At 30.7% G+C, this 24328-nt stretch carries 27 protein-coding genes and 1 tRNA gene; 13 read left to right on the top strand and 15 right to left on the bottom strand.

The window, feature by feature from the left end:
- Nucleotides 1-26: 26 nt before the first annotated feature.
- The 7 genes from Q0842_RS01485 to Q0842_RS01455 all read right to left on the bottom strand — a co-directional run bounded on the left by Q0842_RS01485 (nt 27) and on the right by Q0842_RS01455 (nt 4397).
- Nucleotides 27-503, bottom strand: coding sequence for a biopolymer transporter ExbD (locus Q0842_RS01485; RefSeq protein ID WP_298493427.1), 477 nt, complete (start codon nt 501-503; stop codon nt 27-29).
- 25 nt (nt 504-528) lie between these two features.
- On the bottom strand, nt 529-1116 hold the full coding sequence (locus Q0842_RS01480) for a biopolymer transporter ExbD (protein ID WP_298493424.1): 588 nt from the start codon (nt 1114-1116) through the stop codon (nt 529-531).
- Between the two features lie 4 nt (nt 1117-1120).
- Nucleotides 1121-1567: a hypothetical protein gene (locus tag Q0842_RS01475; RefSeq protein ID WP_298493421.1), complete on the bottom strand. Its 447-nt coding sequence runs from the start codon at nt 1565-1567 to the stop codon at nt 1121-1123.
- 20 nt (nt 1568-1587) lie between these two features.
- Complete coding sequence (locus Q0842_RS01470; protein ID WP_298493418.1) at nt 1588-2358, bottom strand: MotA/TolQ/ExbB proton channel family protein; 771 nt, start codon at nt 2356-2358, stop codon at nt 1588-1590.
- A 74-nt stretch (nt 2359-2432) separates the two neighbouring features.
- Nucleotides 2433-2520 (bottom strand) — tRNA-Ser (locus Q0842_RS01465).
- A gap of 74 nt (nt 2521-2594) precedes the next feature.
- Entirely contained in the window at nt 2595-3626 is a 1032-nt protein-coding gene (locus tag Q0842_RS01460; RefSeq protein ID WP_298493415.1) for an asparaginase, read from the bottom strand.
- Between the two features lie 3 nt (nt 3627-3629).
- Nucleotides 3630-4397 (bottom strand): TatD family hydrolase, encoded by a 768-nt coding sequence (locus tag Q0842_RS01455; RefSeq protein ID WP_298493412.1) that lies wholly within the window; start codon nt 4395-4397, stop codon nt 3630-3632.
- A 75-nt stretch (nt 4398-4472) separates the two neighbouring features.
- Here Q0842_RS01455 and Q0842_RS01450 point away from each other — a divergent pair, with 75 nt between their 5' ends.
- Nucleotides 4473-4913, top strand: coding sequence for a TIGR02281 family clan AA aspartic protease (locus tag Q0842_RS01450; protein ID WP_298493409.1), 441 nt, complete (start codon nt 4473-4475; stop codon nt 4911-4913).
- A gap of 35 nt (nt 4914-4948) precedes the next feature.
- Nucleotides 4949-5584, top strand: a complete 636-nt coding sequence (locus tag Q0842_RS01445; RefSeq protein WP_298493406.1) for a response regulator transcription factor — start codon at nt 4949-4951, stop codon at nt 5582-5584.
- A 495-nt stretch (nt 5585-6079) separates the two neighbouring features.
- Here the strand turns inward: Q0842_RS01445 and odhB are convergent, their stop codons facing one another.
- On the bottom strand, nt 6080-7291 hold the full coding sequence (odhB, locus tag Q0842_RS01440; RefSeq protein ID WP_298493402.1) for a 2-oxoglutarate dehydrogenase complex dihydrolipoyllysine-residue succinyltransferase: 1212 nt from the start codon (nt 7289-7291) through the stop codon (nt 6080-6082).
- Between the two features lie 32 nt (nt 7292-7323).
- Nucleotides 7324-10068, bottom strand: a complete 2745-nt coding sequence (locus Q0842_RS01435; protein ID WP_298493399.1) for a 2-oxoglutarate dehydrogenase E1 component — start codon at nt 10066-10068, stop codon at nt 7324-7326.
- Nucleotides 10069-10223: 155 nt separating this feature from the next.
- Here Q0842_RS01435 and Q0842_RS01430 point away from each other — a divergent pair, with 155 nt between their 5' ends.
- The gene (locus Q0842_RS01430) at nt 10224-10754 is read left to right on the top strand and encodes an alpha-ketoglutarate decarboxylase (protein WP_298493396.1); all 531 of its coding nucleotides are present in this window, start codon (nt 10224-10226) and stop codon (nt 10752-10754) included.
- On the opposite strand, the gene Q0842_RS01425 is transcribed toward Q0842_RS01430, so the two are convergent.
- Nucleotides 10751-11182: an Rrf2 family transcriptional regulator gene (locus tag Q0842_RS01425; protein WP_298493393.1), complete on the bottom strand. Its 432-nt coding sequence runs from the start codon at nt 11180-11182 to the stop codon at nt 10751-10753. The genes Q0842_RS01430 and Q0842_RS01425 overlap by 4 nt on opposite strands.
- A 116-nt stretch (nt 11183-11298) precedes the next feature.
- Between Q0842_RS01425 and Q0842_RS01420 the strand changes: the two genes are divergently transcribed.
- The 8 genes from Q0842_RS01420 (at nt 11299) to Q0842_RS01385 (ending at nt 18249) form a co-directional block, all read left to right on the top strand.
- Complete coding sequence (locus Q0842_RS01420; protein ID WP_298493390.1) at nt 11299-11799, top strand: cytochrome c; 501 nt, start codon at nt 11299-11301, stop codon at nt 11797-11799.
- A 6-nt stretch (nt 11800-11805) separates the two neighbouring features.
- On the top strand, nt 11806-12369 hold the full coding sequence (locus Q0842_RS01415) for a fasciclin domain-containing protein (protein ID WP_298493387.1): 564 nt from the start codon (nt 11806-11808) through the stop codon (nt 12367-12369).
- Between the two features lie 28 nt (nt 12370-12397).
- Nucleotides 12398-14368: a Sec-dependent nitrous-oxide reductase gene (nosZ, locus tag Q0842_RS01410; protein ID WP_298493384.1), complete on the top strand. Its 1971-nt coding sequence runs from the start codon at nt 12398-12400 to the stop codon at nt 14366-14368.
- Between the two features lie 125 nt (nt 14369-14493).
- Nucleotides 14494-15084, top strand: coding sequence for a hypothetical protein (locus Q0842_RS01405; RefSeq protein ID WP_298493380.1), 591 nt, complete (start codon nt 14494-14496; stop codon nt 15082-15084).
- A gap of 10 nt (nt 15085-15094) precedes the next feature.
- Entirely contained in the window at nt 15095-15532 is a 438-nt protein-coding gene (locus Q0842_RS01400) for a nitrous oxide reductase accessory protein NosL (protein WP_298493377.1), read from the top strand.
- Nucleotides 15533-15537: 5 nt separating this feature from the next.
- Nucleotides 15538-16773, top strand: coding sequence for a nitrous oxide reductase family maturation protein NosD (locus Q0842_RS01395; RefSeq protein ID WP_298493374.1), 1236 nt, complete (start codon nt 15538-15540; stop codon nt 16771-16773).
- Nucleotides 16767-17474: an ABC transporter ATP-binding protein gene (locus Q0842_RS01390; protein ID WP_298493371.1), complete on the top strand. Its 708-nt coding sequence runs from the start codon at nt 16767-16769 to the stop codon at nt 17472-17474. Before Q0842_RS01395 ends, Q0842_RS01390 begins: the two co-directional genes overlap by 7 nt.
- The gene (locus Q0842_RS01385) at nt 17467-18249 is read left to right on the top strand and encodes an ABC transporter permease (protein ID WP_298493368.1); all 783 of its coding nucleotides are present in this window, start codon (nt 17467-17469) and stop codon (nt 18247-18249) included. The genes Q0842_RS01390 and Q0842_RS01385 overlap by 8 nt, the downstream gene beginning before the upstream one ends.
- A 92-nt stretch (nt 18250-18341) precedes the next feature.
- On the opposite strand, the gene Q0842_RS01380 is transcribed toward Q0842_RS01385, so the two are convergent.
- From Q0842_RS01380 to Q0842_RS01360, 5 genes are all read right to left on the bottom strand, one after another.
- Nucleotides 18342-19526 (bottom strand): hypothetical protein, encoded by a 1185-nt coding sequence (locus Q0842_RS01380; RefSeq protein ID WP_298493365.1) that lies wholly within the window; start codon nt 19524-19526, stop codon nt 18342-18344.
- Between the two features lie 120 nt (nt 19527-19646).
- Entirely contained in the window at nt 19647-20378 is a 732-nt protein-coding gene (ric, locus tag Q0842_RS01375; RefSeq protein ID WP_298493362.1) for an iron-sulfur cluster repair di-iron protein, read from the bottom strand.
- A gap of 52 nt (nt 20379-20430) precedes the next feature.
- Nucleotides 20431-20865 (bottom strand): Rrf2 family transcriptional regulator, encoded by a 435-nt coding sequence (locus tag Q0842_RS01370; RefSeq protein ID WP_298493359.1) that lies wholly within the window; start codon nt 20863-20865, stop codon nt 20431-20433.
- Nucleotides 20866-20926: 61 nt separating this feature from the next.
- A complete protein-coding gene (locus tag Q0842_RS01365; RefSeq protein ID WP_298493356.1) occupies nt 20927-21274 on the bottom strand; it encodes a hypothetical protein in 348 nt (115 codons plus the stop codon).
- Nucleotides 21274-22248, bottom strand: coding sequence for a polyprenyl synthetase family protein (locus Q0842_RS01360; RefSeq protein ID WP_298493353.1), 975 nt, complete (start codon nt 22246-22248; stop codon nt 21274-21276). Before Q0842_RS01360 ends, Q0842_RS01365 begins: the two co-directional genes overlap by 1 nt.
- Nucleotides 22249-22373: 125 nt before the next feature.
- Between Q0842_RS01360 and Q0842_RS01355 the strand changes: the two genes are divergently transcribed.
- Together Q0842_RS01355 and Q0842_RS01350 are read left to right on the top strand one after the other, a co-directional pair.
- Nucleotides 22374-22979, top strand: a complete 606-nt coding sequence (locus Q0842_RS01355; RefSeq protein WP_298493350.1) for a TetR/AcrR family transcriptional regulator — start codon at nt 22374-22376, stop codon at nt 22977-22979.
- 1 nt (nt 22980) lies between these two features.
- On the top strand, nt 22981-24324 hold the full coding sequence (locus Q0842_RS01350; RefSeq protein WP_298493347.1) for a TolC family protein: 1344 nt from the start codon (nt 22981-22983) through the stop codon (nt 24322-24324).
- The last annotated feature ends 4 nt before the right edge of the window (nt 24325-24328 follow it).

Raw genomic sequence — 24328 nt, 5'->3', positions numbered from 1 at the left:
TTTTTATAAAATTAAGAATGTATAAGTTAATTTCTTCCAAACACACTACCTTTTTTAGTAGTATAGTTTATTTTAAGTGCGTTAACTTTACGTAGTTCTTGCTTAATATCACCTATTAATCCCATATTAGCATCACTATCAACCTTCAAGGCTGTAGTTAAAAATGGAATTAATTCTTCACGTTTTGAAGCACGCTCTGCAGCAATAAAAGAAGCAATTTCATTAACGTCTGCAAATTTATCATTTAATTGAATTTTTGCTTCAGTACCATATTGCTTGTAGTTTGAACTTGGTTTTCCTGCATATATATACATTACCAAATCCTTTTTATCAAGCTTCTCTACTTGATCTGCGAAAGGCAAATTATTATCAATCATTAAAGTATTTTGCCTCATTACTGTGGCTACCATAAAGAAGAATAATAACATAAACACAATATCAGGTAAAGCTGCTGTGTTAACCGCAGGTATTCCTCCGTCTTTTTTCTTTTTAAATTTAGACATATTTATATAAATGTTAAATTTTACTCTATTGTACTTCTGATAGCTTTTGAGGGTAATCAGTTTTAATCTGATCAATCTTCTCTTTAAGCTTTTCTTTATTCCCTGGCCAATTTACATCTTTGTAATTAGCTTCCATCTCGGTAAATGATTTACCGTATAGAGATTGGGCTCTAGCATCTCTTAATTCATTATATGCTGCAACTAATTCATTCTGTACAGCTATATAAGTTTTATAAGATGTTTCACGTTCGTTCTTAAGCGAAATAATCGCTTTATCTGGATTATCAGATGATGTTGGGTCTTTCTTACCTCTACAGTAATCACAAGACTTATCTCCTCCGTTATCTAAAAACTCTCTAGCTGCTTTACGCAGATTTTTAAGTTCCATGATCTCATCTTCAACAAGTAATTGATCTTTACCATTTAACAATACGGTAAAAATATTTTTTTGTTTGATAATAACATCCTCATCAGACTCTTCCATTGGCGGAAGTTTTCTATTAATTCCCGAATCAGTCTCAATTGTTGTTGTTACTAAAAAGAAAATTAATAATAAGAAAGCAATGTCGGCCATTGAGCCTGCATTTACTTCTGGTGCTGCTCTTTTTGACATAATTTTATCTGTTAAATATTTTTTTAGCTCCTCCGTACAACATAGATCCAATTGCTAAAGCTGCAAGTATATAAAACGCATATAAACCAGCTCCAACATTTTTAGATTTAGCTTCAGTAATATCTAAACCTTTATCTGTAAAAGGCTTTAAATCTAAATCTGTACCTGATGATAACGCATAAGAGATTGCAATTATTGCTACAAATAAACCAACGGTCATTAAAGTTTTTTTAATATCACCAGTAAAAAGTCCTTTTAAAACGAATAATAAAACGATAGCAAGTGTTAAAAATAAAACTATGTAAGCAATATACATAAAAGTGTCTACGGTGCCTCCAGACTCTCCTGCCTTAATGGCATCATCTCCGGCACTTATAATCATGAACAGAAATACAGCCGAAAGTACTCCGACAATCCCCATTATGATTGATAATATTTTTTGTGAATTCATAATTTTTTGTTTTTATATTATTACTTTTTGTTTCTAATCAATAGATCCATTAACGTTATAGAAGCATCTTCCATGTTGTTAACGATACTATCAATTTTAGCAATAATATAATTGTAAAAAATTTGAAGTATAATAGCTACTACTAAACCAAATACTGTAGTTAAAAGTGCTACTTTAATACCACCTGCTACAAGTGATGGTTGCATATCTCCAGCAGCTTCAATTTTATCAAATGCTTGAATCATACCAATTACCGTACCCATGAAACCAAGCATTGGTGCAAGTGCGATAAATAAAGATATCCAAGAAACATTTTTCTCTAATTGTCCCATTTGAACACCACCGTAAGCTACAACAGCTTTTTCAGCAGCTTCTAGACCTTCATCAGTTCTATCTAAACCTTGGTAGTAAATAGATGCGATTGGTCCTTTTGTGTTTCTACAAACTTCTTTTGCAGCTTCAACACCACCAGAAGATAAAGCATCTTCTACTTCTTGTGTTAATTTTTTTGTATTTGTTGTAGATAAGTTTAAAAAGATAATTCTTTCTATAGCAATTGCTAAACCTAGAATTAAACATAACAATACAATACCCATAAAGCCTGGGCCTCCTTCAATAAAACGCTTTTTTAATTCTTGATGAAATCCAAGTTCTTCAGCAGGTGCTGCGTCATCTTGTGTCATTGTTGTAACTGTTGTTACAGCTGTACTAGTGTTTGCAATTGTAGTTGCATTAGCAGTTCCGAATGCCACCATTACTGTTATGGCAAGGATTGAAAATAATCTTTTCATGTTCTCGATCTTAATTTTATTAGTTAAAGGGTTAAAGATATAAAAAAAAAGCAATTAAAAATAAAAAAAATCAGCAGAGAGGAAGGGATTCGAACCCTCGATACCCTTTTGAGGTATACACACTTTCCAGGCGTGCGCCTTCGACCACTCGGCCACCTCTCTTTATTTTATTACATTAATTACGGGGTTCAAATAACAAAAAAAACTTTGAAGACTAAAACTTTTAATGTTATTTTTTAACTCATTTCTCCTCTTAAAGAGGCTTCATAATTGGTTTTGAATACCTTAGACGAAATATTCTGACCTAATAAATACATCAATTTTGCCACAGCAGCTTCGGTTGTCATGTCTTTTCCTGAAATGACTCCTATTTTTTTTAACTCATTACTTGTTTCATAATGACCCATCATTACGCTTCCACCTAGGCATTGTGTAACATTCACAATATAAATTCCTTTTGAAATAACTTGTTTTAGAAGGTTAATAAACCACTTTTCTGTAGTACAATTTCCAGCACCATAAGTTTCTATAATTACAGCTTTTAAATTTGAAGCATTTAATACACTTTCTAAAATTGTTTTTGTTATACCCGGAAACACTTTAATAATTGCAATGTTTTCATCTAATATTTTGTTAACCTTTAGTTTTTTTCTAAGGTTAGGTTTGAATAAATATTCAGAATTGATTTTTAAATGCACTCCGGATTCAGCTAAATCAGGATAATTAAAAGAAGCAAAAGCCTGAAAATGTTCAGCATTAAGCTTAGTTGTTCTATTTCCTCTATATAATTTATATTCGAAATATAAGCATACCTCCTTGACTATAGCCTTTCCTTTATTTTGCATTGAGGCTACTTGAATAGATGTAATTAAATTCTCTTTAGCATCTGTACGCAAATCTCCAATTGGCAATTGAGACCCTGTAAACACTACTGGTTTAGCTAAGTTTTCTAACATAAAACTTAAAGCTGATGCAGAATAACTCATAGTATCACTTCCATGAAGCACAACAAAACCATCAAAATCGTCATAATTAGTTTCAATAAATTCAGCTATTTGAATCCAATACTTAGGATGCATATTACTAGAATCTATAGGCGTTTTAAATGAAACAGTTTCAATATTGCAATCTAACAATTGCAATTCTGGAATTTTATCAAGAAGATTTTTAAAATTAAAAGTTTTTAAAGAACCCGTTTTAAAATCTTTAACCATTCCTATGGTTCCGCCTGTGTAAATAAGAAGTATTTTTATTTTAGATTTAGTCATCTTTTAAATTTTAAAAATAGCCTTAGAATTTTCGGTTGTTATTTTTGCAATATGCTCTTGTGAAACACCATATATCTCAGAAAGCTTTTTTAAGACATTTATTATATAACTGCTTTCATTTCGTTTACCTCTAAATGGAACTGGTGCTAAATATGGTGAATCCGTTTCTAAAACGATATGATTTAGGTCTATCTGTTTTAAAAATCTATCAATTTTTCCATTTTTAAAAGTTGCTACACCTCCAATACCTAATTTCATATTATATGAAATTGCCAGATGTGCTTGATCTAAAGTTCCTGTAAAGCAATGAAAAATCCCATACAAATCATCTCCCTTTTCGCTTTCTAAAACTTCAAATATTTCATCGAATGCTTCTCTACAGTGAATAACTATTGGTAATTTATATTGTTTAGCTAATTGAATTTGACGCTTAAATGCTTTTTTTTGAATATTCAATGTCGATTTATCCCAATATAAATCAATCCCTATTTCACCAATAGCATAAAAAGGTCTTTTAGACACCATTTCCTCGACATGTTTTAATTCTTCCTCATAATTATCTTTAACATGAGTGGGATGTAAACCCATCATTAAAAAAATATTATTTGGATATTCTTTTTCTAGCTTAAGCATTGATTTGGTATAAGTCGAATCAATTGCTGGAATAAAAAATCTTGTTACTCCTTCCTCAATTGCTCTATTAATTACTAGATCTCTATCATCGTCAAAAGCTTCACTATATAAATGAGTATGTGTATCTGTTATTATCAAAAGATGAAAATTTAAGTTATACTTTTCTGTAAAAATAATCGTTTTTACATGATTATATTTGTTAAAAAAATATTCATGCAAACGCTTCAACAATTTCTAGAGCAAAAAGAGTACACTAAAATAAAATTACACCTTACAAAAACGAATCATTTTGAAATAAAAGCGACAATAAATGGAACAAAGGGATTGTTTATTTTAGATACTGGAGCATCTAATTCCTGTGTAGGTTTTGAAGCTATTGAAACATTCAAACTAAAAGCTAAAGATTCTTTAATAAAAGCTGCGGGCGCTGGTGCTATTGATATGGATACTAAAACATCAACAAAAAATAAAATTAAAATAGGAAAGTGGACTAATAAAAAAATAGTATTGGTTTTATTTAATCTAACACATGTAAATACAGCTCTTATTAATCATAACTCTAAACCTGTTGATGGCATAATTGGGGCCGATATTTTAAAAAAAGGAAAAGCAGTAATAGATTATGAAAAGAAATATCTATATTTAAAGTTATAAATTAGTAGCTAACAAATTCTCTCTCTAAGTATTAAATGAATACATCTATTGTCATAGCTGATGATCACCCTTTAATGTTGCGTGGTTTAACAGATTTTTTAACCTCCAAAGGTTATAATATTATGGGTAGTGCCGAAGATGGTAAAACGGCATATAACCTTATAGTTAAACTTAAACCAGAAATTGCAATACTTGACATTAGAATGCCTTACAAAACAGGCTTAGAAATTGCTGAAGCTTGCCAAAAAAACAATTTAAATACTAAAGTCATTCTTATAACCTTTGACAAAGAAGAAGATGTTTACGATCAAGCATTAAAATATGGTGTTTTTGGTTATATATTAAAAGAATTTGCTGTTGAAGAGATTGAGAATTGCATTAGTGAAGTAATTAATGGTAAACCTTATTTTAGTAAAGAAATAGCACATTACTTAAAAGCTAGCACTATAGATAAAAAACCAGAAGCGCTTGAGTTACTTACAAAATCTGAATTAAAAATTGTAAGACTAATTTCAGAAAACAACACAAGTCAAGATATTGCAGATGAATTGTCAATTTCTATTAGAACTGTTGACAAACATAGGAGTAATATTGTACACAAATTAGGTTTGGATAATAAACCAACATCGCTTTCCATTTGGGCAACATTAAATAAGAATTTCTTAGTTTGAGTATAAAATACGTAGAAGTGCGTATTTTTTATATCGAATAAACAACCTATCTTTACAGTGCTATTAATTAGTTCTTAGGGAGAATTATAGAAAGCTCTAAATTGTAATGATTTAGAGCTTTCGCTTTTTATACACTTTATCCTACACTAAAATACGTATAAGTGCGTATTTTTTATTATTAGTATGTGCCTTAAATTTACATTGCTATTAATTAATTCTTTTGAGAGAGAATTTTTTAGATACTCTGCACTTTTAATGGTGCAGAGTTTTAAAATAAAATTTAAACCAAACAAAAAATGCTTAGAGCGCAGATGGAAAAAGATAAAAACAATCTAAATAAATATTTTATTATTGGACTAGTTGTTTTAGTTGTTATTGTTATTTCTATAAATATTGTTATGTGTATTATTTAATTAGTCTTCCCAAACCTATAAACTTAAAAAGGGTGTTATATAATGATATAACACCCTTTTTTTTAATATATAATCTATTATTTTAAAGCTCTAACGATTTTTTAACATCATTATTCATTAATATTTCTACTGGGTTTTCAAGAGCTTCTTTTACTGCTACTAAAAAGCCTACACTTTCTTTTCCATCAATAATTCTATGGTCATAAGATAATGCTACATACATAATAGGTCTAATTTCAACTTTACCATCTATTGCAACTGGGCGCTCAACAATATTATGCATACCTAAAATGGCACTTTGAGGTGGATTAATTATTGGTGTAGATAACATACTACCAAAAACACCTCCATTGGTTATTGTAAATGTACCACCTGTCATTTCATCAACAGTAATTTGACCATCTCTAGCTCGAAGAGCTAAACGCTTAACCTCAGACTCAACACCTCTAAAACTTAAATTTTCGGCATTTCTTATTACTGGTACCATAAGTCCTTTTGGTCCTGATACTGCAATACTAATATCACAAAAATCATAAGAAAGCATTTCTTTACCATCAATCATAGAATTAACTGCCGGATACATTTTTAATGCTCTAACAATTGCTAAAGTAAAGAAACTCATAAACCCTAAGCTTACACCATGTTTTGCTTTAAATGTTTCTTTATATTCTGAGCGTAACGCAAAAATTGGCGACATATCAACCTCATTAAAAGTGGTTAACATAGCCGTTGTATTTTTAGCTTCTACTAGACGCTCTGCAACTTTACGTCTTAGCATTGACATTTTACTTCTTGAAGTGCCTCTAGTTCCTCCTGTTGGCGTTCCCATAGATGGTACAGCTTTTACAGCATCATCTTTAGTAACTCTGCCATCTTTTCCAGTTCCAGAAATAGAACTAGCATCCATACCTTTTTCTGCTAAAATCTTTTTTGCAGCAGGGCTTGCGCTACCTGTAGCATAAGTTTTAGTTTCGCTAGCTGGTGCTTTTGGTGTTTCAGCTTTTGGTGCTTCTACTTTAGCTTCCGTTTTTGGTGCTTCACCACCTTTTGGCTTTTCTGCGCTTGTATCAATTAAACAAACAACAGCTCCAACTTCAACTGCGTCACCCTCTTCAGCTTTAAGGGTTATTGTTCCGCTGGCTTCAGCAGGCAATTCTAAAGTTGCTTTATCACTATCTACCTCAGCAATAGCTTGGTCTTTTTCAACATAATCACCATCTTCAACTAACCAAGTTGCTATTTCAACTTCTGTAATAGATTCGCCTGGAGAAGGCACTTTCATTTCTAAAATCATCTTTATAATTTTAATGTATCTTTAATTCTATTTTACTCTTGTATATTAAAAACAGCGTAAATAACACGCTTTTGTCTTCTTTTATCTCTTGTACTTGAACCCGGAGCAGGGACCGAATTATATGGTCTTGAACACACTTCTAGCTTTACTAAATCAAAACGTTGTAACATATGGCTCCATGCTCCCATATTCTTTGGCTCTTCTTGTGCCCAAACGTAATTTTCAACATTTGGATATCTTTCAATTACTTTTTGAATTTTTTTATAATGAAGTGGAAAAAGTTGTTCTATTCTTACTAAAGCAACATCATCTCTGCCTAGTTCTTCTCTTTCAGCTAATAAATCGTAATAAAATTTACCCGTACAAAAAACTAATTTTTTTACATTATTAGGACTTATAGTATCATCTATAACTTCTTCAAATTTGCCTGAGGCTAACTCTTTTATTGAAGAAACCGCTTTAGGATGACGTAATAAACTTTTAGGTGTAAATACAATTAGTGGCTTTCTATAATTACGTTTCATTTGACGACGTAACAAATGAAACATATTTGCTGGTGTTGTACAATCGGCAACTATCATGTTATCATCGCCACATAATTGTAAATAGCGTTCTATTCTAGCAGACGAATGTTCTGATCCTTGCCCTTCATAACCATGAGGTAATAAAACCACTATGCCGTTTTGAGCTTTCCATTTATCTTCGGCAGCCGATAAATATTGATCAAAAATAATTTGTGCACCGTTACTAAAATCTCCAAATTGAGCTTCCCATATGGTTAAAGTATTTGGATTTGCCATTGCATAACCATAATCAAACCCAAGTACGCCATATTCTGATAAAAATGAATTATAAATATCCATTTTACCTTTATTTTGTGGGTTTGTATTTAAAAGATTAATACGTTCTTCTGAAATTTCGTCTCTAAGAATAGCATGACGGTGACTAAACGTTCCGCGTTCTACATCTTGTCCTGAAATACGCACATTAAATCCTTCTTCCATTAAACTTCCGTATGCCAATGTTTCTGCCATACCCCAATCTAATGTATCGGTTTCAAAAACCATTTTTTCACGACCACCTAGAATACGTTCTGCTTTTCGTAAAAATTTAACACCTTCTGGAACAGTTGAAACTATTTTAGAAATATCTTCTAATTTCTCTTTAGGATAAGATGTATTTTCTGAAATTAGCATTGAATCTACCCCTTGACGTTTAAAATCGGTCCAGCGCTCTTGCATAAATTCTCGAACTTTAGACGATTTTGCTTCCTTAGATTTAGTGTATTCACTTTCTAAAGTGTCTTTAAAATCAGAAATAATTTTATCAACATATGCTTGATCAATAGTTTTTTCTGCTATTAATTTATCGGCATATATTTTAAATGGGTTGGGATGTTTTGCAATTTCTTTATATAATTTAGGCTGTGTAAATCTAGGCTCATCACCTTCATTATGGCCATATTTTCTATAACCCAATAAATCGATATATACATCCTTTTTATAACGCATTCTATATTCCATTGCCATTTCTACAGCATGTACAACAGCTTCGGCATCATCTGCATTTACATGCATAACTGGCGATAAAGTAACTTTAGCAACATCGGTACAGTAAGTACTAGACCTTGCATCTAGATAGTTCGTTGTAAATCCAATTTGGTTATTAACAACTATATGAACCGTTCCTCCTGTTTTATATCCTGCCAACTGGCTCATTTGGGCTACTTCATAAGCAATACCTTGACCAGCAATAGCTGCATCACCATGAACAATTATTGGTAATATTTTAGAATCATCACCTGCATAATCACTATCTATTTTTGCACGAGTAATACCTTCGGCTACGGGCGCAACGGTTTCTAGATGAGATGGATTTGGCACCAAATTCATCTTAATATTTTTACCGTTTTGGTACGTTTTATCAAGTGTTAAACCTAGATGGTATTTTACATCGCCATCAATATTTTCGTCTTCAAAATCTTTACCATCAAACTCGCTAAATAACTCATTAACTGGTTTTCTAAAAATATTAACAAGGGTACTTAAACGCCCACGGTGAGCCATACCCAATACACATTCTTTAACACCATGTTTTTCAACGGCATAAAAAAGCACATTACTAATTGCAGGTATTAAAGATTCTCCTCCTTCTAAAGAAAAACGTTTTTGCCCTACATATTTAGTTTGTAAAAAGTTTTCAAAAGTTACTGCTTGGTTTAATTTAGATAAAATATATTTTTTAGTATCAGCAGAAAAATTTGGCTGATTATCATTTTTGTTTAATTGGTCTTGCCACCATGCAATAACCTCTGGATTTCTTAAATACATGTACTCTATTCCTATAGAGTCACAATATATTTTTTCTAGATGAACAATAATTTCACGAAGTGATTTTACACCTATACCTAAAATTTCTCCTGCATTAAAAACAGTATCTAAATCGTTTGCGTTAAGACCGAAATTTTCGATTTCTAAAGTAGGTGAATAAGATCTACGATCTCGAACTGGATTTGTTTTAGTGAACAAATGGCCTCGCATTCTATAACCATCAATAAGTTTTACAACTTGAAATTCTTTTTGAACATGTTCTGGAATTTGGGTGGAAACCCCCTCAATTATTTCGCCATCTAATCCGTAATTCTCACTACCAAAATCATAACCTTGAAAAAAGGCTCTCCAACTTGGTTCTACAGAATCAGGACTTTGTTGATATTGTTCGTATAAATCAGCAAAAAATGCTGTATGTGCTGCGTTTAAAAATGAAAATTTATCCATTGCTACTTTTAATCCAGTATGATTTAGTCAAAATATTTTTCAAAAATACAACTTTTACCAAAATTACATGTTTCTTTAGCTATATTTATGGCAAATTATATTCCTTTAACGAATATGCCTTATTTTTGTTAATAATTTAAATATTTTGCATCAACATGAATTTTATTCTTTTAAATAATAAAAAAATCACATTAATTTTAATTATCCTCTCTTTTTGCTTTCAAAATGGTAGTGCACAAGAAGCTAAAAGTGATTTCTGGAAACATGTGCGTTTTGGTGGAGGGCTAGGTTTAAACTTTGGTGATGGTTTTTTTAGTGCTACGGTTGCACCCAGCGGCATATATGAATTTGATAAAAACTTTTCTCTTGGTGTAGGTTTAAACGCAACATTTAATAATCAAAAAAACACATACAAATCGACTATTTTAGGAGGTAGTTTAATTGGTCTATTTAATCCAATTCCAGCTATTCAATTGTCAACAGAATTCGAGCAACTTAATGTTAATAGACGTTATGATGTTAATATTAATATCCCTGATAATAATTATTGGATTCCTGCTTTATATTTAGGAATTGGTTACCGAAGCGGTAATGTTACTTTTGGAATTAGATATGATGCTTTATATGACGATGAAAAAAGTATTTATGCAGACCCATGGGCGCCATTTGTAAGATTTTATTTTTAAAGAGGCAAAAATGCATTTCCTAATTGTACTTCTGTAGCTAAATCTTTAATAGATTTAAGGTGTAAAAGATGTGTTATTTTTTTTCTAGAAGGACTCAAAATATTATGTAAAGGGCATGGTTTTTCTTCTTTGCATTTTTCTAAACTTAACATACAACTTGTAAGTCTCTTTTCTCCATCAATGACATTTAAAATATTAATAACTGGCTGGTTCTTATTAACTTCATTTAAATAAAACCCGCCTTTAGGTCCACGAGTTGAAGATATAATATCTGCTTTAACCAATTCTTGCAATAACTTTGCAATGTATGCTTGTGGAACATTTATGGGTGTACTAATATCTTTTACAGTAACTTTTTTTTCCTCGTTAGAGTTTATTGCTAAATATAGCACAGCCTTAATAGCATATTTTGATGAATTTGAGAGCATCTTCAAATATAACAAGTTCTGAATAATTATAAAAAAGACATTTTTGTCTTAAATATGATTTTTATCATAAAATATTGTACTACATTGCTATAGCTTTGTATTATAAACTATATAATATGAAGACTACACTAAAAATTTTAACTACATTATTTATAACGCTACTTATAAGCTGTGGTGGTAAAGAAGAAAAAAAGAAAGAAGGTTTTTCTTATGAGAAAAAAGAACCTGTAGAACAAAAAACTGTTAAAGAGGAAAAGGTTCCTGCTTCAAAAAAAATTGACTTAACTAATAAAGGTATTGGGCCTGTAAAATCTTTAGCATTAGCAGCAGAGATAGACCAAACAATGGTAACTCATGGTGCAGATGTTTATAAAAAAATGTGTACTGCTTGCCATAGAACAGATAAGAAATTTATTGGGCCAGCACCAAAAGGCATCTTAGAAAGAAGAACACCTGAATGGGTAATGAATATGATATTAAACCCTGAACAAATGACAAAAGAGGACCCTTTAGCTAAAGATTTATTAATGGAATTTAATGGAGCTCCAATGGCAAATCAAGGTCTTTCAGAAAAAGATGCTAGATCCGTATTAGAATATTTTAGAACCTTAAAATAAAAACTCATGAAACTAATTAAACACTTGTTTTTAATTTTTGCAATTACAGCTTTTATCTGTTCTTGTAAAAAAGAAACCTCAACGACCTCTACAGTTACATCTACTGAAAAAGAATTGCCAGAAAGAACAGGTCAAGCTTTTATTGAAGATGATGAAAGCACAACAGTTTTAAGCATCGCTATTGGATCTAAAGATCATACTACACTAGTAGCTGCTGTGCAAGCTGCGCAATTAGAAAACGCATTAGTAAACGCTGGCCCATTAATGGTATTTGCTCCTACTAACGAAGCTTTTGCTGCTTTACCAGAAGGAACTGTTGAAAATTTGTTAAAACCAGAAAACAAAGATGCTTTAGCAAATATTTTAAAATACCATGTAACACCAGGCAACTACTCAAAAGACTTTTTAAAGAAATTTAAAAAACTTGGACAAGCCAATAATGGTTATGTAAAAGTAGAAGTAGTTGAAGGAGAACCAATAATTGGTGGTGCAAAAATACTAGCAAGCATAAAAGCTGGAAATGGAATTGTTCACGTGATTGACAAAGTTCTATTACCTCCTTCTAAATAAAAGAAACACTAACTAAAACTATACTAAAATGAAAAAAAATTTAATATTAACTATTGCGATGGTAACGGTTTTTGCCGCATTTACTAGTTGTAATAATTCAGGTAATTCCAATGGGAAATCTGGTGCTTTATCCAGTAATGTTGCCGAAAAAGTTTACGTTGCACCTGGAGAGTACGATGAGTTTTATGCCTTTATCTCTGGTGGTTATAGCGGTAACTTAACGGTTTATGGTTTACCATCTGGTAGAATGTTTAAAGAAATACCTGTGTTTTCTCAATTTGCAACGTCTGGCTATGGGTATTCTGAAGAAACAAAACCAATGTTAAATACCTCTCATGGTTTTGTACCTTGGGGAGATTCTCACCATCCAGATATTTCACAAACTGCAGGAGAAATTGATGGTCGTTTTATTTTTATAAATGAAAATAATACGCCAAGAATTGCTAAAATTGATCTAAAAACATTTGAAACTACAGAGATTATTGAAGTTCCAAATAGTGCAGGAAATCACAGTTCGTCATTTGTAACAGAAAACACAGAGTATGTTGTTGCTGGAACACGTTTTTCGGTACCAATCCCTCAACGTGATATGCCAATTAAAGATTATAAAGGAAACTTTCAAGGAGCTTTATCTTTTATTAGTGTAGCACCAGAGACTGGTAATATGGATATTAAATTCCAAGTACTTATGCCTGGTTTTAATTACGATTTATCGCATCCTGGACGTGGAAAATCTCATGGCTGGTTCTTCTTTACTACATATAATACAGAAGAAGCAAGTACTTTATTAGAAGTGAATGCTTCTCAAAATGATAAAGATTTTATTGCAGCTGTTAATTGGAAAAAAATTGAAGAATACGTAAATAATGGTGGCGGAAAAATGATGCCAGCAGATTATGCCCATAACGTATATGATGAACATACACATACAGCAACATCTACAATGAAAAAAGAAGTTCGTGTTGTTAACCCTGTAGATGTACCTGGAGCTGTATTCTTTTTACCAACTCCAAAATCACCTCATGGTTGTGATGTAGATCCTTCTGGAGAATATATAGTTGGTAATGGTAAGCTTTCTGCTAATTTAACTGTGCATTCATTTACAAAAATGTTAGCTGCTATTGAAGGCAAAAAATTTGATGGTGAAGCATACGGAATTCCTGTTTTAAAATTCGAAGATGTTTTAGCAGGCTCTGTGGAGCAACCGGGATTAGGCCCTTTACATACCGAGTTTGATGGTCAAGGAAATGCTTATACAACCTTCTTTATTTCTTCTGAAGTTGTAAAATGGAAATTAGGTACTTGGGAAGTAATTGACAGAAAACCAACTTATTACTCTGTTGGTCACTTAACAATTCCTGGAGGAAACTCTGGAAAACCTCAAGGTAAATATATGTTTGCAATGAATAAAATAACAAAAGACAGATACTTACCAACAGGCCCAGAAATGGAACACTCTGCTCAATTATATGATATCTCTGGAGAAAAAATGGAGTTACTTTTAGATTTTCCAACACATGGAGAGCCTCATTATGCTGCAGCAATGCGAGCAGATTTAATTAAGGAACGTTCTCAAAAAATCTATGATTTAGAAGACAACAAACACCCTTATGCTGCTAAATCTGATGCTGAGACTAAAGTTGTAAGAGATGGCAACGTAGTACATATTTATATGACAACGATTAGAAGTCACTTCTCACCAGATAACATTGAAGGTATTAAACTAGGAGATAAAGTTTATTTCCACGTTACCAATTTAGAACAAGATTTTGATGTACCTCACGGATTTGCAGTACTTGGACAAAACACGTCTGAATTATTAATTATGCCAGGACAAACTAAAACTTCTGTTTGGGAACCTACAAAAGTTGGTGTATGGCCATTTTACTGTACAGATTTCTGTTCTGCACTACATCAAGAAATGCAGGGTTATATAAGAGTTTCGGCTGCAAATGCAAGCACACCTTTAAAATGGTCAATGGGAGAAGATATAGAATAGTTAATCTATAGAACTTAGAGAAATTTTGTTTTAGTGTTTATTTCTCTAACTAAGGCGAGAGTTGATTTTTCGCTCTCGCCTTTATTTTTAAACGCTTTAGTTATAAAACATACAAAACAAATACTATGAAAAAGCAAAATATAATTATGATTGTAGCCGCTTTGCTACCTTTAGGGTTATTTCTTTTTCCGCTTTGGAGAATTACTCTAGAAGCCCCTCAATACCCTACTCCATTAGCAATGAACATTCATATTGATGATTTTTCAGATGTACACCCGCACGATATTAAAAATATTAATTTAATGAATCATTATGTAGGGATGAAGTATATTCCAGAGGCTATTCCTGAGTTTAAAATTTTTCCAGCTGGCATACTAATTACTAGCATATTAGGCCTTTTAATTGGCTGGAAAGGCAACTATAAATGGTTTTTAGGTTGGTTTATTCTCATGCTTATTCTAAGTTTTGCTGGTATGTATGATTTTTATTTATGGGAACATGATTATGGGCATAATTTAGACCCTAAAGCCATTATGAAGTTTACTAACAAAGACGGAACGGTCATGGGTTTTCAACCGCCTCTTTTTGGCTCTAGAGATATTTTAAACTTTAAAGCACACTCTTATCCTCAATTTGGTGCATTATTTTTAGGATTGGGCATTGCTTCAGCATTTTTAGCCTATTTTGTAGGTAAGAAAAATAAATCCAAAACATAAACACAAAACAATGCAAACACTAAAACACTATTCAATTCTTGCATTACTATTGTTATTTTTAGGTTGTAATGTATCGCCAAAAGCCATAAACTATGGGAGTGATGGTTGTCACTTTTGCAAAATGACTATAGTAGACAAAGTACATGCTGCAGAAATAGTTACAAAAAAAGGGAAAGTCTATAAGTTTGATGCAACTGAATGTATGATTAATTTTATGGAAGATTTTGAAACTTCAAAAATTGAACTATACCTTTCAAACAACTACACAGAACCTGAAACTTTAATTGATGCTACACAAGCCACATTTTTAATTAGTAAGAACATACCAAGTCCTATGGGTGCATTTCTTAGCGCCTTTAAAAACATAGCAGATGCTGAAAAATTTAAAAATGAAAAAGGCGGCAAACTATATAATTGGGAGGCTTTACTAGCAAAATTTAAAGACTAGTAATCATGAAACATATATGCTATTTTCTTATTGCCATATTTATGGCTAACTTAAGTATTGCCCAAACTAAAGAGGTCTGTAAAACTTGCCCAATTTCTTCCTTAAAAGATGGAATAAAGCGAGCAAAAGATTTTGATACGATAATTATTAAAAAAGGGACTTATAAAGAGCATGATATTGTTGTTGATAAACCATTAACTATTATTGGTAAGGATTATCCAATTATTGATGGAGAACTAAAAGGTGAAATTATAACTATTATCGCAGACAATGTTACTGTAGATGGTTTATTTATTATTAATGTTGGCACAAGTTATACTGAAGATTATGCGGCAATTAGAGTGCGCAAAAGCAAAAATTTTATCATTCAGAATTTAGTTTTAGAAAAGTTATTTTTTGGCATTTACATTGAAAAATCAAGAGACGGAAAAGTGTTTCATAATAAAATAATTGGTGATGCAGTTGAAGAATACAATTCTGGAAATGGCATACAATTATGGTATAGTAAAAATGTAGAAATTGAGCATAATTTTGTACAGCATGTTCGTGATGGTATTTATTTAGAATTTTCTGATGATTGTTTAATTAAAAACAATGTAAGTACACTTAATGTACGTTACGGTTTACACTTTATGTTTTCTAACGACGACACTTATCAAGACAACACATTCGAAAAAAATGGTGCTGGTGTGGCTGTGATGTTTTCTAAACGTATTAAAATGTACAATAACATTTTTAAGAAAAATTGGGGAACAGCTTCTTACGGCATGTTACTCAAAGAAATAAATGATGCCGAAATTACAGGCAATACTTTTGAAGACAACACTATTGGAATAAACATAGAAGGCTCTAATAGAATTAATTACAAACACAACACCTTTACTAATAATGGTTGGGCAATAAAAGTAAAAGGCGCATGTTACACTAATAAATTTACAGAAAACAATTTTTTATATAATTCTTTTGATATTGCCTACAATAGTAATGTAAACGACAATGAATTCGACAAAAATTATTGGAGTAATTACACAGGTTACGACCTAGATAAAAACGGTATTGGTGATATACCATACAGACCAGTAAAACTGTTTTCTTACATTGTAAACCGTACTCCAGAAACTATCATTTTATTACGCAGTATGTTTATAGATATTATAGATTTTTCTGAAAAAGTATCACCAGTATTTACACCAGATGATTTATTAGACAACAACCCAAAAATAAAAAAGCTTACATGGTAACAATTGAAAATTTACATAAAAAATTTGGCAAGAATCAAGTGTTAAGCGGTGTTAATTTAAGTATTACCAATGGTGGTATTTTTGCAGTACTTGGCCCTAATGGATCAGGTAAAACCACCCTTATAAAATCGGTATTAGGCATGGTAATTCCAGATAAAGGCACTATTACTGTTCTGGGAAATAGTATTAAAAAAAACTCTGATTACAGACATAAAATTGATTATCTACCACAGATTGCTAATTTTCCTAGTAACCTTCGTGTTAAGGAATTAATTAAAATGATTAAAGATTTACGAAAGCCTACTAATGAGGACGAACGCTTAATTAAACTTTTTAAACTAGAACCTTTTTTAAACAAAAAACTAGGGAATCTTTCTGGAGGCACTAAACAAAAAGTAAATCTTGTACTAACCTTTATGTTTGATAGCCCTTTAATAATTTTAGACGAACCAACAACAGGATTAGACCCAATTTCTTTAATAAGATTAAAAGATTTAATACATGCTGAAAAAGCAAAAGGAAAAACTATAATAGTAACCTCTCACATTATGAGTTTTGTTGAAGAAATATCAGATGAAATTGTATTTATTCTTGAAGGTGAAATCTACTTTAAAGGCAGTATTACAGAGCTAAAAAACAAAACCAATCAACCAGATTTTGAACATGCAATAGCATCAATACTCACAGAAAACCATGCTTAAAATATTAAAATATAGTTTTTACGATTTAATGCGTAGCCGTTGGAGTTATGTTTATTTAGCCTTTTACTTATTGCTTGGCATTGTGCTTTTGTTTTTAAACAACGACCTTTCAAAAGCAGTAATTACTTTAATGAATGTTATTATTATTTTAGTACCATTAATAGGAACTATTTTCGGGGTTATGTACTACTATAATTCCAAAGAATTTACAGAGTTATTACTAGCACAACCTTTAAAACGATCATCCATTTTTTTAGGACAATATTTAGGTGTTGCCCTATCACTTTCTATGAGTTTAATTTTAGGATTAGGCATTCCATTTATATTTTATGGTTTGTTTAAAAGTAATGCTATCTGGGATTTCTCGCTATTACTTATTACCGGAACATTTCTTACTTTAATATTTACAGCTTTAGCTTTTAATATCGCACTATCAAACGAAAATAAAATTAAAGGATTTGGATATGCCATTTTACTTTGGCTTTTACTAGCAGTTGTTTACGATGGGTTATTTTTAATGACTTTAATTATGTTTGAAGACTATCCTTTAGATAAGCTTTCATTAGTAGGAACTATGCTTAACCCCATCGATTTATCAAGAACACTTATTTTATTAAAATTAGATATTTCTGCATTACTTGGTTATACAGGCGCCGTTTTTAAGCAATTTTTTGGCACTAACTTCGGGATAATTATATCTTTTATAACCTTAACAGCCTGGGTATTACTCCCTGTTTTAAGAATAATATATAAATCAAAAAAGAAAGATTTTTAATTTATTATTTCATTTTCTACAAGTTAGGTAGGATCTGTCCCTAATAATACTTTCAACTTTATTAACACAGGCTTTATCTTGAATATGCTTTATTAATTTTTTCTTCTTAAAATATTAATAATCACACTACCAATACCTAAAGGTAATAAGATACTTGAAACAAATAAAAAAAGATAATAATTTGGAATAGCACCTATCTTAAAATAAAACATTCCTCCTTGAATAATTAAAAATACCTCAGTTAAAATAAAGCCAAAAACAAACGTATAAATTCCAAAATTTAACAAACCATTAAAAGCAACCCACTTATTATGCAATATAAAACCAAATAAAAAACCGGTAATTACGCCCAACATTAGTAAATGAATAAAACCAATTACAAGATTTCTATGTTGATAAACTACTTCTGATAGTTCTGGAATAAGTGATAATAATTGTGCTCCTATTTTTAAAATCAAACAAAATATTGCGAAAACATACATGTATATAGTAAGCTTCTTATTATTTTTTAATAGTAACAATTGGTGTGATTTAATAAGTCTTAAAAAGACTATTACCATTAAAAGTTGAACACAAACCCCTAGGCCATTAATCCAAAATAAAACAATATGCGGAGCAAACCAATAAATTGGTAAAGCCAAAGTTAATACTGTTGAAATTATTAAAAGCGTATAAAACAACCTAAATTGTTTTGAATCTTTAATACCTAAAACATGAAAAAACAGAGCAATTACCGCTATTAAAAACCAACCATTAAATTGAAAATGCAAAAAAAATTGAATGGCTATTTGGTAAAATGCAGAAGCTTGACCTTGCATAGATACCGCAGGGCCTAAACACCATACACCAGCGGTAGATAAAAGCATAAATAGCAAAGCTGCTTTTAATAATTTTTGAGTAACTATTGAATTTGTTTTATGTTGCCTCCAAATAAGATATACAAAATAGTAACTACAAAATATGTGTAGTGTAGAAAACGTAATTGATAAAGCAGCATACCCTTGAAATGGAAAACTAAGCAACATACCAACTAAACTAAATTGGGTTAGCCAGAATAGTTTATTGTAAATAGACTTCTTTTCGGGCACGAAATAATTAACAATTAAAACAAAAAGCATTAAATAAACCCATCCCAACATAGCAATATGCGAATGGGCGTGAGTTAAAAACCTGTAATTAAAGCTAATAGTACCAATAAAAGTATAGCGCAATACTACGCCTATTATTGCAGCAATAATAAAATTAATTAAGCACGTTACTACATATTTCTTGGGCATTTTAAATAACAAATTATAGTTGTTCAATATAAATTAATAATAAAAATTCCAGAAAGTTTAACTTTCTGGAATTTTAAGATTAAAAAAACTAGACTTTACAAGTAATAATTAAGAATGCTATTAACCAAATTGTTGCTCTAGTTTTACAGCTTTAGGGAATAAAATATTGTTTTCTAAATGAATATGTAAGTGTAAATCTTTTTCAAATTCTTCCAACATAGCATACGTTACTTTATATGTATTGCAGGCATCTGCTGGTGGGTTATAATTATTTGTTAATTCAGCTATTTTTCTAAATCGCACCCCTTCATTATCATGCTCTTCTTTCATCATGTCAATTGGGTTTCCTACAGTTCCAAATTGAGGAGCCTCTACCTCTCCTTGACTCATATTAGCGTTTACCATTTTTTTAACAAAAGGAAAAAGAATTAGTTCTTCTTTTTTCATATGTGCTGCTAACTCACCCGCAGAAGCAGTAAATAGAGAATTTATTTCAAATAATTCTGGATGACGTTCTCCATGCACTTTACATAATTTATTTAAAAATTGTAGTAAAACGGGAATTTTTTCTTCTACATAACGATGATGCTTTTTTTCAATGTAATCAATTAATAAATCTAAGGGCCAAGATTTATAATCTATAGTCTGCTCTCCCTTTAAATTTAAAACACTATTAAGTTCATCTAGTAAAACATTACTATCCATCCCTTTTTTTTCGCAAACCTCATTAATAGTTCTGTTTCCGTTGCAGCAAAAATCTATTTTATATTTTGAAAAAACTGATGCTGTTCTATAATCTTCGGCTACAAATTGCCCTATTTGTTTTTCTGATTCTTTTTGTAATGTTATCATAACTTATTATTTTATTTCGGATAATTTTATCCTATTTATATTGAAATTTTTTTTAAATCTTTAAATATGAAGTACCAGATTTTATATTTAGTGCTAATTCTTCTAAACTTGTGTTTTCTAACATATCTTTCAGGCCTTCTCTAACACTTTTAAATTTATCATGTACAGGACAAGGATGATTTTCATCGCACTTATGCAAACCCAACCCACAACCATTATAAATATTATCTCCATCAATAGCGTTTACAATTTGTGCTAATTTTATGGTTTTAATTTTGTTAATTTCAATTTCAAACCCACCATAAGCGCCTTTAATAGAATTTACAACCTCGTTTTTAACTAATGCTTGCAAAATTTTTGCTGTAAAAGCTTGGGGAGAATCTATCTCTTTAGAAATTTCTTTAGGACTCACCCGTTTTCCATCATAAGATTTTATGGCTATAAAAATAGAGGCCTTAATGCCATACTCACAAGCTTTAGAAAACATATAATTTATTTAACTTTATACAAAAATACAAAAATTTTTAATTAGGACAAATTTATCTTAATTAATAATTGTTTCGAAACCATACTTTTTGCCACTCGCGTTGTAAGATTAGAAACGTTACGGCTTCAGATAGCTTAACAAGATCATCTCCATCAAGAGCTTTTACCTTATTCTCTGGAACATCAATAATATAAAGGAGATTTAAATACTCCATAAATTTTTCTTGTATCAATTTATAAATAGTTTCATGAAGTATTAGCTTTAAACTTGTTGGCTGCACTTCCTCATGAAAATCTAAATCGATATTAGCTAAAAGAAAATCTTTATTAAGTTGAAGAATTAATTTTTTGTACAAATCTAATTGAAAAGCGTCTTCAATTAAGCTTTCAAATGTTTTTGGTAATTTCATTAAACAGTTCTATTCATTAGATTATTACCAAATATTTTTAATAACTCTTTTTTATCTTCTGAAATGTTTAAAGAATTTAAAACTGTAAACGCTTTATTAGTGTACTCTAAAATAGCTTTTTTTGTTGCTTCTGCAGAGCCAGAACTTGTAAACAACTGTTTAGCAATTTCAATTTTTGATGCTATATCTGCTGGGTTTGTTGAAAATAATTGGCTTAATTTATCGCTATCTGTTTCATTCAAAAATTCTAAAGCCTTTAAATACAAATATGTTTTTTTATTCTCAATTATATCTCCACCAACTTGTTTCCCAAAGGTTTTTGGGTCGCCAAAAGCATCTAAATAATCATCTTGCAACTGGAAAGCAATACCTAAATTTCTACCAAACTCATAAATATTATTTTGATCTTCTTGTGATGCATTGGCAACAATAGCTCCCATTTTCATTGCAGCACCTACCAAAACCGCTGTTTTATATTCAATCATTTTTAAATATTCTGGTATGGTAACATCATTTCTGGTTTCAAAATCTACATCATATTGCTGGCCTTCACAAACCTCTAAAGCCGTTTTACTAAACAATTTGGCTAAAGCTTGAAAAATAGCTGCATCATAATTCTCAAAAAGTTGATACGCCATAATTAGCATAGCATCTCCAGAAAGAATCCCTGTATTTATATCCCACTTTTCATGTACTGTTTGCTCGCCGCGTCGTAATGGCGCAGCGTCCATAATATCATCATGTACAAGAGAAAAATTATGAAACACTTCAATACTTAATGCTGCATTTAATGCCTTTTTATAGTTGCTATTAAAAATATCGGCAGTCATTAATGTTAAAACAGGACGTAAACGTTTGCCCCCTAAACCTAAAATGTAGTCAATGGGTTGATAAAGATTTTTAGGCTCATTAATTGTTGAATAATCTTTTAGATAATTAACAAACTCTTCTTGGTATTTTTCTATTGAAAGCATCGAACAAAAATAGCGTAATTCATTATAATTAAAAACTTCAAAGTAAAGGATATGTTAAAAAAACTTTAAAACTTTGGAAACTTTTTGGGTTTTTAAAGTTTCCCTGCTTATATTTGCACCCAATTATGAGAGAGAAAATTACACATAAAGCAACAGAAATGTTTATTACACTTGGGTTTAAAAGTGTTACAATGGATGATATAGCGCATGAATTGGGCATTTCCAAAAAAACTATTTATGTACATTTTGCTAATAAAACGAAGCTTGTAGAGGCTGTAACATTCGAACTGTTTGAAACTATTTGTGATGGTATAGATTGTATTTGCAATGTTTCAAAAAACCCAATTGAAGAATTATATTCTATAAAAATGTATGTTATGCATCATTTAAAAAACGAAAAGTCTTCACCACAATATCAATTAAAAAAATATTACCCTCAAATACATAAAACTTTAAAAATTAGACAATTCAAAAAAATGCATAAATCGGTTAAAGATAGTCTTCAACATGGTGTAGATACAGGTGTTTTTAGAAATAATATAGACCTAGACTTTATATCCAGAATGTATTTTACAGGTATGACAGGAATAAAAGATAGTATGTTTTTTCCTCCAGATGAATATCAATTGGAATATTTAATGGAAAGCTATTTAGAATATCACTTAAGAGCCATAGTTACTGAAAATGGACTACAAATATTAAATAAATTTATAACATCAAATCAATCATAAAATGAAAAATAAACTATTAATAATTTTTAGTTTACTAAGCTCCTTTGTGATGTTTTCTCAAGAAAACAATCAAAGTTTCACTTTACAAGAGGCTATAGACTATGCTTTAGAGCATAATAGAACTGCTAAAAATGCCGCCCTTGATATTGAAGCTGCAAAAAAGCAAAAATGGGAAACAACTGCTACAGGTTTACCTCAAATTTCTGCAGAAGTAGGCTATCAAAATTATTTAAAACAGCAAATATCTTTAATACCTGCCGAATTTTTTGGTGGAAATGCAGGTGAGTTTTCAGAAGTTATATTTGGCACCAAACAAAGTATGACTGCTACTGCAACATTAACTCAAAAAGTTTTTGATGGTTCTTATATTGTAGGATTACAATCTGCTAAAGTTTTTTTAGAAATCTCAAAAAATGCTAAAGTTAAAACAGATTTAGAAATAAGAAAGGCTGTTATTGAAGCTTATGGCAATGTTTTACTTGCAGAAGAAAGTGCTGCTATTTTAGAGAAAAACGTTACAACTTTAGAGAAAAACCTTTTTGAAATCAATAAAATTTATGAAAACGGCTTAGAAGAAGAAGAAAGTGTTGAACAACTCAAAATTACTTTATCTGGTGTACAAAGTAATCTAAAAAACATAAATAGATTAAAAGATTTAGCATACCAAATGCTAAATATTACACTTGGTCTAGATATAAACAACCCTACGATTTTAGCCGATAATTTATTGGAGTTAACAAGCCAGAACATGGATTTAGGGTTACTTAAAACTAACGTTGATATTGAAAATACTATAGATTTTAAAATTGCCAAAAACGACAAAACTTCGAAAGAATTACTTTTAAAACTTGAAAAAAGTAAAGCGTTACCTACATTAAACACATTTATAAATGGTGGGTATTCTGCATTTGGAAATGATTTTAATTTTACTAATAAAGATCAAAAATGGTTTGGATCTTCATTATTAGGCGTTAATTTAAACATTCCCATTTTTAGTTCACTTGGCAGAAGTGCAGCTACTCAACGTGCTAAAATTAATTTAGAAAAAGCAAAAGACGACTTAATTGAAACCGAGCAAAAAATACAATTACAAATAGCATCTGCAAGAAGTGATTACCAGTACGCTATAGAAGATTATGATAATAAAAAGCAAAACTTAAATCTTGCCGAACGTATCGAGAAAAAAAATCAAACTAAATTTTTTGAGGGTATCGCCTCTAGTTTCGATCTAAGACAAGCACAAACACAATTATATACTGCACAACAAGAGTTCCTTCAAGCAATGCTAGATGTAATAAACAAAAAAGCAGTTTTAGAAACCGTATTAAATAGTATTAACAACTAAAATC

The sequence above is a fragment of the uncultured Algibacter sp. genome, from assembly GCF_947495675.1.
In the GTDB taxonomy this organism is placed as follows: Bacteria; Bacteroidota; Bacteroidia; order Flavobacteriales; family Flavobacteriaceae; genus Algibacter_B.
This window is presented reverse-complemented; position numbering and strand designations above follow the sequence as displayed.